This window comes from Hymenobacter sp. PAMC 26628, assembly GCF_001562275.1.
Taxonomy (GTDB): Bacteria; Bacteroidota; Bacteroidia; order Cytophagales; family Hymenobacteraceae; genus Hymenobacter.
The window spans coordinates 4,691,896-4,705,732 of sequence record NZ_CP014304.1 but is presented as its reverse complement, the minus strand read 5'-3'; the positions used below and the strand labels follow the sequence as shown (position 1 = coordinate 4,705,732).

Sequence of the window (13,837 nt, the reverse complement as noted above, 5' to 3'; positions counted from 1 at the left end):
GCGAGTAGTTGAAAGTCAAAACAGTCCGTGGAGGGGCACGGGGTCCATGTCGGTGTATTCGCGGTTTTCGCCGGCCATGCCCCAAATGAAAGCGTAGGCGCTGGTACCGCAGCCCGAGTGGATGGACCACGGCGGCGAGATAATGGCCTGCTCGTTGCTCACCCACAGCGGGCGCGTTTCCTGCGGCTGGCCCATCAGGTGCAGCACGCGCTGGTTTTCGGGCAGGCCGAAGTAGAGGTAAGCTTCCGTGCGCCGGTCGTGGGTGTGGGCGGGCATGGTGTTCCACACGCTGCCCGGCTCCAGCTGGGTGAGGCCCATCACCAGCTGGCAGCTCTGGATGCCTTCGGCGTAGATGTACTTGTAGATGGTGCGGGCATTGGCGGTTTCCGCCGCGCCCATGCGTACCGGCGTGGCTTCGGCCTGGGTGCGCCGGGCGGTGGGGTGCGCCGCGTGCGCCGGGGCCGACAGCAGGTAGAACTTAGCCGGCTCGCTGGCGTTCAGGCTCCTGAAATCGACGGCCTGCGCCCCGCGGCCCACGTACAGGCAGTCCTGCGCTCCCAAGTCGTAGGCGATGCCGTCGACCAGCACCCGGCCGGCCCCGCCGATGTTGAGGATGCCCAACTCCCGGCGCTCCAAAAAATACGCCGCTTTCAGGGCTTCGGGGCACGGCAGTAGCAGCGGCCCGGTCCCCGGCAGGGCCCCACCCACCACCAGGCGGTCGTAGTGCGAGTACACCAGCCGCACCTGGCCGGGCTCAAAAATCGTCTCGATGAGAAAGTTTTCCCGCAGGGCGGCGGTGGAGAAAGCAGCGACCTCGCGGGGGCTGCTGGCGTAGCTTTGGGTCATGTTTTTGCTTGAAAAATCACCTTCCCATCCAACCGCCGTCGACGGTGAGGATGGTACCATGAACGTAATCGGCGGCGGCCGAGGCCAGAAAAACGGCCGGTCCCTGGAAATCCTCCGGCCGGCCCCAGCGCCCGGCCGGGATGCGGGCCAAAATGCCCTGGCTGCGGTCGGCGTCCTGGCGCAGGGCCGCGGTGTTATCGGTTTCCACGTAGCCGGGCGCGATGGCGTTCACGTTGACGCCGCGGCTGGCCCATTCATTGGCCAGGGCCTTCACCAGCGAGCCGATGGCTCCTTTGCTGGCCGCGTAGCCGGGCACCGTCACGCCGCCCTGAAACGACAGAAGCGAGGCCGTGAAGATGATTTTGCCGCTGCCCTGGGCCAGCATCTGCCGGCCGATTTCGCGGGCCAGCCGGAACGGGGCATCCAGGTTGATGGCCAGTACCTCGTCCCACAGCGCGTCGGCGTGCTCGGCGGCGGGGGCCCGGCGGATGGTGCCCGCGTTGTTTAGCAGGATGTCGATGCGCGGGAAATCCTGCTGCACCTGGGCAATAAACGCGTCAACTTGTTCGCGCCGGCTGAAATCGGCCTGGTAGGCGCGGAACTCCCGGCCCAGGGCCCGCACCTGCTGCTCGGCCTCGCTGCCGCTGGGGGGCAGCGAGGCCGACACACCGATGATGTCAGCCCCGGCCGCCGCCAGGCCCACGGCCATTGCCTGGCCAATGCCCCGGCTACAGCCCGTAACCAAAGCCCGCTTGCCAGCCAGGCTGAACGGCGAAAAACTACTCATTACTGGGCCCGGATTAGTAGTGATTTTGATGACACCGGCTGGCTAGTAGCGGGGCCCGTGGGCCAAGGTTACGGGGTGATACTGACAAAAAAAAGCGAATTTCCGGTTTTGTTGCCGCAAGCGTTTGCGGCAGCGCTTGCGGCCCTGATTTTGTGGCGCACGGCCTAGCCCGGCCCGCCCGCTTGCCCGCCACAAGCCCCGTAGCAGCGCCGGCCGCGGGTTCAGGGAAGTGCGTTGCGCAGCGAAGATTCCCGGATGACCAGCTGCGTGCCGAGCACTTTGGTTTCAAGCGGGGGCTGCTCGTGGTCGGCGTCGAGCTGCCGGAGCAGCAGCCGCACGGTTTCGATGCCCATTTCCGGCAGGGGCTGGCTGACGCTGGTGAGGCCCGGCGTTTGCAGCGCGGCAAACGGCTCGTTGTTGAAGCTGGCAATGGCCAGGTCCTGGGGAATGCGCACGCCCCGCTGCTTGAGCGTGTACATGGCCGGAAACGCCACCCGGTCGCTCACCACAAGCAGGCCGTCGGGGAGCTGGCGCTGGCTTAATAGCTTCTGAGTCTGGGCAATGGCGTCTTCCTGGGTGAAGTCGCAGTGGAGCAGGTGCTCCCGGCGGGCGGGCAGCCCGTGCCGGGCGAGGGCCGCCTGGTAGCCGGCCACCCGCTGGCTGCTGATGAGCAGGTTGGGGGGCCCCGCCAGGAAGCCGATGCGCTGGCAGCCCTGCTCAATCAAGTGCTCGGTGGCGTTGAAGGCCGCCGCTTCGTTGTCAATGATAACCTTAGAAGCCGCGATGCCGTCGGCACAACGGTCGAACAGCACCAGCGGGAAATTCTTGCGGGTGAGGCGCTCGATGTGCTCGTAGCTGCTGGTGTCGCGCGAAAGCGCAATTAAAAAGCCTTCTACCTGGCTGCGCATCAGGTTTTGGATGTTGGTAATTTCGCGCAGGTGCGATTCGTTGGACTGGCACACCAGCACGCTGTAGCCGGCCAGCATGGCCGCGTCTTCGATGCTACTGAGCAGGGCCGAATAAAAATGGTAGCTTAGGCTGGGCATGAGCACGCCAATGGTTTTGGTGCGGCTGTGGGCCAGGTTGGTGGCCAATTGGTTGGGCTGGTAGTCCAACTCGGCGGCCAGCCGGTGCACGGCTGCGCGGGTGTCGGCGTGCACCTCGGGCATGCCGCGCAGGGCCCGCGACACGGTAGACAAGGAAATGTTCAGCTCCCTGGCAATGGCCTTGAGGGTGACCGGCGTGCTTTTCATAAGAATAGGGCGAAGTGGATATTGGCAAGAAACGCCGGTGTACTACCGCGCCGCGCCCTGCGGCGGCGCGTAGACGCAGGCCACGCAGCGGCAGACGGCCTAAAGTGGCAATAAGACATTTTGAAGGTAGTGCCGCGCCGCTAAAATAATTCCCGCAAGCGTTTGCGGCAGCGCTTGCGGGAATTATTTTACCAATTAGAGGCAAATAAGCCCGTAAAAACTTGCCGCTAAGGTGAAAAGCGCGCAACTTGGTTAAGCTAACCCCAATTAGCCTGCGGCTATGGGGCGCAATTGTAGCAGTACAGCAATTAAATGACGGGGCAGAACAGGGATGTTTTTTATAATTTTTCCGATGTGAATTGTATTCAATAAGTCTTTCACCGTGCGAGGCAATTAGCTGGCGGTTCTATTTCAAATCCTACCCACTTTTTTCAAATGAAAAGATTTCTGCTAGCTTCATTGCTCACCGCCGCCAGCCTGTCCGGGGCCCACGCAACCGACTACTACGTCAAGGCTGATGGGGGCAGCAACACCAATGCGGGCACGCTGGCCGCGCCCTTCGCTACCATCCAGTACGCGGCCGACCGGGCCCAGACGCCCGGCGACGTGGTCTACATCCGGGCCGGCACCTACATCACCACGGGCAGCAGCCTGCTCTACGTCAAGTACTCGGGCAGCGCCAGCGCGCCCATCACCTTTCGCAATTACCCCGGCGATGCCAAGCCCCTGCTGCAATTCAGCGGCTACTACGGCGTCTACATCGGCGAAGACGTAAACCAGCCGGGCCAGGGGGTGTCCTATATCGAGGTCCTCGGCCTGCGACTGCAGGGCAATAACCGCAACATCCTGCTGGCCGATGCCCTGAACCAGACCAATAGCTGCGCCAACCCGACCGGGGGCTACGACGCGCGCTACCAGGGCAGCGGCATCGCCGTCAAGGGCACGGCCACCGTCCACCCGCACCACATCCGCATGGCCGACAACGAAATCTTTGAGTGCCCGGGCGGCGGCATGGGGTCGGCGCGGGCCGACTACATCACCATCGAGAACAACCTGGTGTACAATTGCGCCTGGTACACCAATACAGGGGCCAGCGGCATCAGCGTACTCGGGGGCTGGGACTTTGACACGCGCACCGACATCTACCGCACCATCATCCGCAACAACCGCTGCTTCGGCAACCAGCTGCTCGTGCCCTGGTTCACCGGCGGCGTGTGCAAGGGCTACACCGACGGCAACGGCATCATCGTCGATTCGCACCGCAACTTCGGCTACACGGGCCGCACGCTCGTGGCCAACAACCTGGTGGTGGACAACGGCGGGGCCGGTATCGTCTTCTTCCAGAGCGACCACGGCGACATCATTAACAACACGCTCTACCACAACGTGAAAACCGACACCAACAACGGCGGCGACCTGGGGGTAGCCTACGCCTCGGACGTGCTGGTCCAGAACAACATCGCCGTGGCCGCTACCAAGTACACGGTCCAGGTCAAGTACGCCAGCAATGTCACGCTCAACGCCAACCTGTTTTTCGGCGGCACCGGCACCTCGCTCACCAACAATAACACCGGCACGATTCCCAACACCAACGCGGTGGTGGCCGACCCCCAGTTTATCAGCCCCAGCACGGACCCGTTCAGCTCGGACTTCACGCTCAACGCCGGCAGCCCGGCCATCGACAAGGGCGTGAATAATAAGCTCTCGGCCACCGACTTGGCCGGCAACCCGCGCGTGGCGGGCAGCCTGCCCGACCTGGGGGCCTACGAGCGCGCCGTGGCGCCCGCCATGCCGCTCGCCGCCCGAGCTGGTGCTGAAGCGCTGGCCGCGCTCGAAGTCTATCCCAACCCCTCCGTCGGCTTGGTCATGCTGCGCTACACCACCGCCAGTCCGGGGCCCGTGCGCCTCGAATTGCTCGACGGCCTGGGCCGGCGCGTGGCCTTGCTAGTGGACGGCGACGAGCCAGCCGGCGCGCATAAAAAGGAGTTCAGGGCCCCGGCCCGGGCGGCCGGCCTGTACCACGTGCTGCTGACCACGCCGGCGGGCCGCGTGAGCCAGGCGCTTTCGCTGGGGCAGTAGCGGGGGCCGGCCGGCGAATATTTCTGGGCCGGTAATAAAGGGTGCCCGCTGCTTCTGGCAAAAGCCGTAGCAGCGGGCATTTTTAAAGCAAGCCTGTTTCCGGCCAAACTACTCCCATTCCCGCGCATTTGCTGTTACCTTTCCCTATTCGTTACCCACTCTTTTTAAACTTGACCCCGCCTCAGTTGCGCTGCATCAAATCGTTTGCGTGGCCCGAATTTTGGGCCCGCCCGCAAATCGTGTGGGCGTTGTGCATGGGGCTGCTGGCGGGTTGTACGCCTTCGGGCCCCCAGCCCCGAACCTACCGCATCGTATTTTCGCAGTGCAATACCGCGGGAGCCTGGCGGCAAGCCATGCTGGAAGGGATGCGGCGCGAGCTGAGCTTTCACCCCGAGGTGCAGTTTCGGATGCTCGACGGCCAAAGCAACACGGAGCGGCAACAAGCCCAAATCCGCGCCCTGGGCCCCGGCGAAGTAGATTTGCTGATTGTCTCGCCCTGCGGAACCCAGGTGCTGACTATAGCTGCTGCCGTGGAGGAAACCTACGGCCGGGGGGTACCAGTAATCTTGCTCGACCAGCAAATGGGGTTGCGCCACTACACGGCCTACGTGGGCAGCTCGAACCTGGAAGTGGGCCAGGCCGCCGCCCGCTACGCGGCGAGCTTGCCGCGCCAGCAGGGCCACGTGGTCGAAGTGCAGGGGCTGTCCAGCACGCTGGGGGCCGCCGAGCGGCACCGGGGCTTTGTGCAGGGCCTGGCCGCCTACCCCGGCCTCCAGCTGGTGGGCCAGGTGTCGAGCAGCTGGCGCGGGCTCAGCGCCAAGGCCGAGCTGACGGCCCTGCTGCGCGCCCACCCGGAAGTGGACGTCATTTTCGCGCACAGCGACGTGCTGGCCCTGGGGGCCTACCGGGTGTGCCAGGAGCTGGGCCGCGCCCGGCAAATTCGCATCATTGGGGTGGACGGGCTGCCGGGGCCGGGCAATGGCTTGCAATTGGTGCAGGACGGCGTGCTGGCGGCCACCATCCGGCAGCTGCCGGGCGGGGAAGAAGCCATCCGCCTGGCCCTGCGCGTCCTCAACCACCAGCCGTACGAGCGCGAAAACGCGCTGGGCATCACCGTCATCGATGCGGCCAACGTGCTGATGACGCGCCAGCAAACCGACCAGCTGGCCAGCCAGCAGCAGGACATTGAGCGGCAGCAGGCGCTGGTGGGGGCCCTGCAAGCCACTTACGCCAGCCAGCACACGCTGCTGTTGGGCCTGCTGGGGGCGTTGCTGGCGGTGGCCGGCTTTGGGGCCCTGGCCTGGCGGGCGGGCCGGAAGCAGCGTCACCTCAACGGCCAGCTGGCCCTGCGCAACGAGGAAAATGCCCGCATCAACACCCAAATCACGGCCCAGAACGAAGAAAACACGCGCATCAACGCGCAGTTGACGGTGCAAAACGAGGAAATCAGCCGGCAACGCAACCAGCTCGAAGCGCTGGCCGCCCAGGCCCGCACCGACACCGAGGCCAAGCTGCGCTTTTTTACGAATTTCTCGCACGAGTTGCGCACGCCCCTCACCCTGATTCTGGGGCCGGTGGAGGAATTATTGACCGGCAAGGCGGGCCTGACCGCCGCCCAGCGCCACGACCTGGGCCTGGTGCGCCGCAACACCCAGCGGCTCTTGCAGCTAGTCAACCAGCTCATGGATTTCCGCAAGATGGACGTGGGCAAAATGCCCGTGCGGGCCAGCGAGGGCAACTTAGTGGACTTCGTGGGCGAAATCGTGGACGTGTTCGAGCGCCCGGCCCGGCTGCGCGGCATCCGGCTGCACTGGCTGCCGGCCGTGCCGGTGCTGCGGGCGTGGTTCGACCCCAATATCCTGGACAAGGTTTTGTTCAACCTGCTCTCCAACGCCCTCAAATTCACCCCCGAGCAAGGGCAGATTACCGTGCGCCTCCAACTCGGCGACGCGGCGAGCCGCACCGTGCGCATCAGCGTGGAAGACACCGGCCACGGCATCAGCGAGGCCGACCGGGCGCACATTTTCGAGTGGTTTTACCAGGGCCGGGCCGACGGGACGGGCACGGCGCAGGGCTCGGGCATGGGGCTGGCGCTGGCGCTGGGGCTGGCCCGGCTGCACCAGGGCCAGCTGGCCCTGCGGAGCCAGCCGGGGCAGGGCAGCACCTTCGAGCTGACCTTGCCCCGCGAGCTGCCTGCCGCCCTGCACGCCCCGCCTTCAGCCGCCCCCGAAACCGCCCGCCCCGCGCTACCCAACCTGCCGGCGGAGGCCGCTGCCCTGGCAACGGCGGCCGAGGCAACCGTTACGGACCTGCCCGCCGATGAGCCGAGCGACACGCTGGTGCTCGTCATCGAGGACAACGCCGAGGTGAGCGACTTTCTGGCGCGCAAGCTGCGGACCAATTTCCAGGTGCAGACCGCCGCCGATGGCCCCGACGGCCTGCGCCTGGCCACCGACCTCATTCCCGACCTGGTGGTGTGCGACGTGATGATGCCCGGCCTGAGCGGGCTGGAAGTGGTGGCCCGCCTGCGCGAGGACTGGCGCACGAGCCACATCCCGGTCATCCTGCTCACGGCCCGCGGGGCCCCCGAGCAGCAGCTCGAAGGCGTGCAGGCCGGGGCCGACCTCTACCTGACCAAGCCCTTCAACCCCGCTTTTCTGCTGGAAAGCGTGCGCACGCTGCTGGCCAACCGGGCCCGCCAGCGCGCGCATTTTCAGCGTGAGCTGAGCCTGGACAAGACCACCGTGGCGCCCACCCGCCCCGACCAGCAGTTCCTGGCCGACCTCACGGCCATCGTGGAAGCCAACCTGAGCCGCACCGAGCTGAATGTGGACGACGTGGGCCGCAGCCTGAACCTGAGCCGGATGCAGCTCTACCGAAAAGTAAAGGCCCTGCTGGGCACCGGGGTGACGGAATTTATCCAGGGCATTCGCCTGGCCAAGGCCCGCCAGCTGCTGCTCGACGACGCTCTCACCATCGCGGAGGTGGGCTACGAGCTGGGCTTTTCGTCGCCGTCGTATTTTTCCAACAGCTTCAAAGCGAAGTACCAGGTTTCGCCCTCCGAATTTCGCGCCTTCCATACCACCCCGGAGGGCTAAAATGCCCGGCACGAGGCGCGCGGCCCGGAACAGTGCCAGCACCGGTTGAAACAGGCACTGCCAATCGGGAAAACCCCGCCGTGCCCCCCGCGCATTTTTTCAAGGCTTGCTACAAAAGTACAAGTCTGCGCCGTATTCCCTGATTTATTAAGACTTAAACAGTTAAAAATAAGTTAGTTACTGATATTTAGTGCGGATGAAGGATTTGTGCATGAGTTTGTGCTAAATGAGCAGGCTCTGCTTTAGCGGGGCGCTGACATTTGTCAAAAATCAACGCCATCATGTTGCCATCCGCCGCCATCGTCTGCTTTGGAGAGACCCTGTGGGACATGCTGCCCACCGGCCGCCAGCCCGGCGGGGCCCCCGGCAACGTGGCCCTGCACCTGCACCAGCTCGGGCAGCCCGTGCAGCTTATCAGCCGGGTAGGCGACGACGAGCTGGGCCACGAGCTGCTGGCCTTTCTGGACGCTCGCGGCCTCGACCCGGCCCTGGTGCAGCGCAGCGACACCCACCTCACCGGCGTCGTGAAGGCCAACATCGGGGCCAGCGGTGCGCCGGTGAGCTACCAGATTGCGTGGCCCCAGGCCTGGGATTACATCCAGCACACCGGGGCCCTGCGCACGGCCGTGGCCCAGGGCCAGATGCTGGTGTACGGCTCGCTGGCCGCCCGCAGCCCGGTGAGCCGCGAAACCCTGTACCGGCTGCTCCAGCACGCCGCCTTCAAAGTATTTGACCTCAACCTGCGCCCCCCGAATTACGCCCGTGAAGTGGTGAAGTACCTGCTCCAGCAGGCCGACCTGGTGAAGCTCAACGAAACCGAGCTGGCCGAGGTCATGGGCTGGCTGGGCCAGCCGGCCGCCGCCAGCACGGCGCTGCCGTGGCTGGCCGGGCATTTTGGCCTGCGGGCCGTGTGCCTCACCCAGGGCGCGGCCGGGGCCGTGCTCTACGCCGAAGGCATGTGGTACCACAGCCCCGGCTACGCGGTGGCCGTGGCCGACCCCATCGGCTGCGGCGATGCGTTTTTGGCGGCGCTGCTGGCGGGGTGGGCGGCCGGCACCGGCCCCGCCGAGTGCCTGCGCCGGGCCTGCGCAGCCGGGGCCGTGGTGGCCGGCCGGCGCGGCGCTTCCCCCGCCCTTACCGAAACCGACCTCCTCGCCCTGCTCCACGCACCCTGAGCACCGGCCGTTTCCTTTCGCATTGCTCAACCCACTCATTTGCGCCCACTCGCCCCCATGTTTAAAAAGGCCCGCCTCCTGTTTTTGCTGCTGCTGCTGGCCGGCCCGGTTTGGGCGCAAAAGGCCCCGGCGCTCAACGTGGCCAAGGAATTTGCCCTGGCCGGGCAGCAGTACGAGCGGATGCTGCAAACCCACCCGGACGTGAAGCGCACGCCCCAGTCGAGCAACCCCGACGGCACGAGGAAGGACATGCCGACCTCGTGGTGGTGCAGCGGCTTTTTCGGGGGCTCACTCTGGTACCTGTTTGAACAAACCAAAGACCCCAAGTGGAAAGCCGCCGCCGATAAGTGGAGCCTGAACCTGACCCCGGAGCAAACCAACACCAGTACCCACGACCTGGGCTTCATGCTCTACTGCGCGCTGGGCAACGGCTACCGGCTCACCAAAAACCCGGCCTACCGGCCCATCCTGCTCACCGGGGCGCAATCGTTGGCGACGCGCTTTCACCCGGAGTATGGCGTGATTAAAAGCTGGGACGAATTCAAAGGCTACAATTACCCCGTTATCATCGACAACCTGATGAACCTGGAGTACCTGTTCTGGGCGGCGCGGGAATCGGGCGACAAACGGTTCTACAACATCTGCGTCTCGCACGCCGACAGCACGCTCAAAAACCATTTCCGACCCGATTACAGCTCCTACCACGTGGTGTGCTACGGGCCGGGGGGGAAAGTATTGAAGCGCCAAACCGCCCAGGGCTACGCCGACGAATCGGCCTGGGCGCGGGGGCAGACCTGGGGCCTGTACGGCTACACGGTGCTGTACCGCGAAACCAAAAACCCCAAGTACCTGGCCCAGGCCCAGCGCATTGCCGACTTCTACCTGCACCACCCCCACCTGCCCGCCGACAAGATTCCCTACTGGGATTTCAACGCCCCCGGCATTCCGAACGAGGAGCGCGACGCTTCGGCGGGGGCCGTGGCGGCCTCGGGCCTGCTGGAGCTGTGCACCTACTCCGGCCCCGCCGGCAAAGCCTATTACCAGGCGGCGGTGAAGATGCTGCAAAGCCTGGCCAGCCCCGCCTACCGGGCCCGACTGGGCGAGAACAACAACTTCCTGCTCAAGCACAGCGTGGGCTCCAAGCCGGCCAAATCCGAAGTGGACGTGCCGCTGGTGTACGCCGACTACTACTACCTCGAAGCCCTGCTCCGCTACGAGGCCCTGCGCCAGCTGCCGGCCTACCAGCTATAGCTTTTCCCGTGGCCGGGGGCCGGGGCTGGTTCGCCACTCCCGCGCCTGCCGGGCCATTTAACGCACTTTTCTCACCCATTTCTCCATTCCCATGACTCCTCATTTACTCTCTTCGCGGTGGCTGGTGGTGCCGGCGCTGCTTAGTGGCCTGGCGCTGCCGGCGCAGGCCTTCCCGGCCGGCACCGCGCCCGGCGGTGCTTATTTCCGGCTGGCCCGGCCCAACCCCACGGCCAAGGTGAGCGGCCGGGTCGTGGATGGTAAGGGTGAAGGCATCCCCGGCGTGACGGTGCTGGTGCAGGGCAGCACGCTGGGCACCACCACGGGCCCCGACGGCTCGTTCGCGCTGGACATCCCCGCCACCATCGCCAACCCGGTGCTGCGCATCAGTTCCATCGGCTACTTGGCGCAAGAAATCGCCGTGGGCAGCCAGGCGGAAATCAACGTGACGCTGAAGGAAGACACCCAAAAGCTGGACGACGTGGTGGTGGTGGGCTACGGCACGCAGTCGCGCAAAGTGGTGTCGACGGCCATTTCCACCATCGAGGGCGCGGACATCAGCCGGCAGCCGGTGGGCACGCCCGGCGAGGCGCTGGCGGGCCTGGCCCCCGGCGTGACCGTGACCTCGGACCGGGGCGGCACGCCGGGCGCGCCGCCGAGCATCGTTATCCGGGGCGGCGGCTCGCTGGGCACCACCGCCGACCCGCTGTACGTGGTGGACGGCTACCCCTTGCAGGATGCGTCACAGTTCACCACCATCAGTCCGAGCGACATCGCCTCGATTGAGGTGCTGAAGGACGCGGCCTCGGCGGCTATCTACGGCTCGCGGGCGGCCAACGGCGTCATCATCGTGACCACCAAGCGCGGGCAGGCCGGCAAAACGGTGTTCCGGCTCACGGCCTACACGGGCTTGCAGCAAGTGAACAAGAAGCTCGACGTGCTGAACCGGGACGACTATGTGAAGTACCAGAAGTTTCTGGCCCGGACGCGCAACTATCCCAACCCTCCGTCAGTCATCGCGTTCGATGCCATCACCGACCTTTCCACGCTCTCGGATACCAACTGGCAGAACGAGATTTACCGCAACGCTAAAATTACGGAGTACCAGCTCTCGGCGTCGGGCGGCAACGACCGGGCCCGGTTCGCGGTGTCGGGCGGCTACTTCCAGCAGGACGGCGTACTGAAAGGCACCGACTACCAGCGCTTTAACCTGCGCTTTAACATGGATGCCGATTTGGTGCCCAAACTCAAAGTCGGCTTCACGGTGGCCCCGTCCTACTCCATCCAGAACCAGCAGTCGGCCGCCGGGGCCTACAGCGGCTCCAACAGCAGCGAAACCGTGGGCACCCGCGGCGTGCCCAACGTCACGGCCCTGGGCATTTTCATGCCGCCTACCATTCCGGTGTTCCGGGCCAATGGCGACTACGGCCAGGGCTACAACGCCCCCGAGCGCCAGCCCAACGGCAGTCAGTTCTACCAAAACAACCTGTATAACCCGGTGGCGGTGGTGGACCTCAACCAAAACCGGCTGAACAACTACCGGGTGTTCGCCAACACCTACCTGGAGTGGGAGCCCCTGGCCGGGCTGCGGTTGAAAACCAGCGGCGGGGCCACGCTCAACATCGACCAGCAGCACGCCTACATTCCGGCCACGCTGGCCTCCGACGCGGCCCAAGCGGCCAACCTGTCCACTCCCTTTATCTCGACGGTGTTCGCCCGCGAGTCACAGCTGGTATCGTTTGATTACCTGTGGGAAAACACGGCCACCTATACCAAGTCGCTGGGCGACCACAATTTCACGGTGCTGGGGGTGTACTCGCTCCAGAAGTTTCAGGCCCGCTCCACGGCCGTGGCCGGGCGCGCCGGCTCGTTTGCCAATACGCTGCTGGAAAACCCGCTGGCCTCGCCCGACCGAACGGGCGACCTGGGCTACAACCAGAACGCGTTTTTGTCGTACGTCGGGCGCGTCACCTACGACTACAAGCGCAAGTACATCGCCACGGCCGCGCTGCGCAGCGATGCTTCCTCGCGCTTCGGGCCCAACAACCGCTTCGGCTACTTCCCGTCGACCTCGGTGGCCTGGCGCGTGAGCGAAGAGTCCTTCTGGGAGGGGCTGAAAAATGCCGTGAGTGAGCTGAAGCTGCGCGCCAGCTACGGCCAGACCGGCAACGCCAACATTGGCAGCTTTAACTACCTCAACAGCGTGGTGGGGCGCAACTACAGCTTCAACAACGCGCGGGCCATCGGCTACGCCCAGAGTGGCCTGGCCAACCCCGACCTGACCTGGGAGAAGAACAGCCAGACCGACCTGGGCGTGGACGTGGGCTTTCTGAACGATAAATTTTCGGTGTCCCTGGACTACTACAACCGCCTGACCCAGGGAATGCTGCTCAACCGCGACCTGCCCGGCACCGTGGGCTACGCCGTGAACTACCGCAAGAACGTGGGCGAACTGCAAAACCGCGGCTTGGAGCTGGCGGCCACCGCCAACCTGAAAGTGGGGGCCGTGCGGTGGACCATCAACGGCAACATTTCGGGTAACCGCTCGAAAGTGCTGGACCTGGGCGGCCCGGCCTTGTTCCCCGGCGAGCCGGCCCAGAACTGGCCCAACGTGTACCAGGTGCGGGTGGGCGACCCGCTGGGCGACTTCAACGGGTTCCGGGCGCTGGGCATTTTCCAGAACGCCGACGACCTGGCCAAGTACGCCCAGACCGGCAACAAGGGCGACAAAGTGGGCAACTACATCATCCAGGACACCAACGGCGATGGCGTCATCACGGAAGCCGACCGCGTCAAGGTGGGCAAGGGCGTGCCCGACTTCCTCTACGGCTTGTCCCAGACCCTGGCTTACAAGAATGTCGACCTCTCCGTGACGGTGCAGGGGGTGCAGGGCATTCAGGTGGTTAATGCGAACCTGCGCAACCAGAACGGCAACGGCAGCTTCAACAACACCCACGAAGTGGCCGACAACATGTTCGACCCCGAGCACCCGACCGATGCCCGGTACACGATGGCGGGTTCCGGTGGCTTCAACTTTGGCAACCAGCTCATTGACCGGGCCGTTTTCAACGCCTCGTTTCTGCGGGTGCGCAACGTGTCGCTGGGCTACACCCTTCAGGGAGCCGTATTGCAGCGGGCCAAGCTCCAATCGGTGCGCTTCTACCTAACGGGCCAGAACCTGCTCACCTTCACCAAGTACCCCGGCCTCAACCCCGAAGTGAGCATCAACGCCGGCCCCTTCTCCACCAGTACCAACCCCGCGATTATCCGGCCGGGCCTCGACCAGGGAGCCTACCCGGCCAACCGGACCTACACGGCTGGCGTCAACATTGCTTTTTAATCTTCTAATCC

Annotated in this window: 8 protein-coding genes; 5 read left to right on the top strand and 3 right to left on the bottom strand. The window is 64.9% G+C overall.

The features are described 5' to 3' along the window. Positions 1-15: 15 nt before the first annotated feature. The 3 genes from kduI to AXW84_RS20340 form a co-directional block, all read right to left on the bottom strand. Positions 16-846: a 5-dehydro-4-deoxy-D-glucuronate isomerase gene (kduI, locus tag AXW84_RS20350; RefSeq protein ID WP_068237659.1), complete on the bottom strand. Its 831-nt coding sequence runs from the start codon at positions 844-846 to the stop codon at positions 16-18. A 16-nt stretch (positions 847-862) separates the two neighbouring features. After that, the gene (gene kduD / locus AXW84_RS20345; protein ID WP_068237656.1) at positions 863-1,633 is read right to left on the bottom strand and encodes a 2-dehydro-3-deoxy-D-gluconate 5-dehydrogenase KduD; all 771 of its coding nucleotides are present in this window, start codon (positions 1,631-1,633) and stop codon (positions 863-865) included. 221 nt (positions 1,634-1,854) lie between these two features. Continuing rightward, on the bottom strand, positions 1,855-2,886 hold the full coding sequence (locus tag AXW84_RS20340; protein ID WP_068237654.1) for a LacI family DNA-binding transcriptional regulator: 1,032 nt from the start codon (positions 2,884-2,886) through the stop codon (positions 1,855-1,857). A gap of 435 nt (positions 2,887-3,321) precedes the next feature. On the opposite strand from AXW84_RS20340, the gene AXW84_RS20335 reads away from it, so the two are divergent. The 5 genes from AXW84_RS20335 (at position 3,322) to AXW84_RS20315 (ending at position 13,826) form a co-directional block, all read left to right on the top strand. Then, on the top strand, positions 3,322-4,965 hold the full coding sequence (locus tag AXW84_RS20335) for a right-handed parallel beta-helix repeat-containing protein (RefSeq protein ID WP_082774017.1): 1,644 nt from the start codon (positions 3,322-3,324) through the stop codon (positions 4,963-4,965). A gap of 170 nt (positions 4,966-5,135) precedes the next feature. Continuing rightward, positions 5,136-8,063 (top strand): hybrid sensor histidine kinase/response regulator transcription factor, encoded by a 2,928-nt coding sequence (locus tag AXW84_RS20330; protein WP_157887153.1) that lies wholly within the window; start codon positions 5,136-5,138, stop codon positions 8,061-8,063. Positions 8,064-8,344: 281 nt separating this feature from the next. Beyond that, positions 8,345-9,238, top strand: a complete 894-nt coding sequence (locus AXW84_RS20325; protein ID WP_068239842.1) for a PfkB family carbohydrate kinase — start codon at positions 8,345-8,347, stop codon at positions 9,236-9,238. 57 nt (positions 9,239-9,295) lie between these two features. Next, on the top strand, positions 9,296-10,489 hold the full coding sequence (locus AXW84_RS20320) for a glycoside hydrolase family 88 protein (protein WP_068237644.1): 1,194 nt from the start codon (positions 9,296-9,298) through the stop codon (positions 10,487-10,489). Between the two features lie 91 nt (positions 10,490-10,580). Beyond that, a complete protein-coding gene (locus AXW84_RS20315; protein ID WP_082774016.1) occupies positions 10,581-13,826 on the top strand; it encodes a SusC/RagA family TonB-linked outer membrane protein in 3,246 nt (1,081 codons plus the stop codon). The last annotated feature ends 11 nt before the right edge of the window (positions 13,827-13,837 follow it).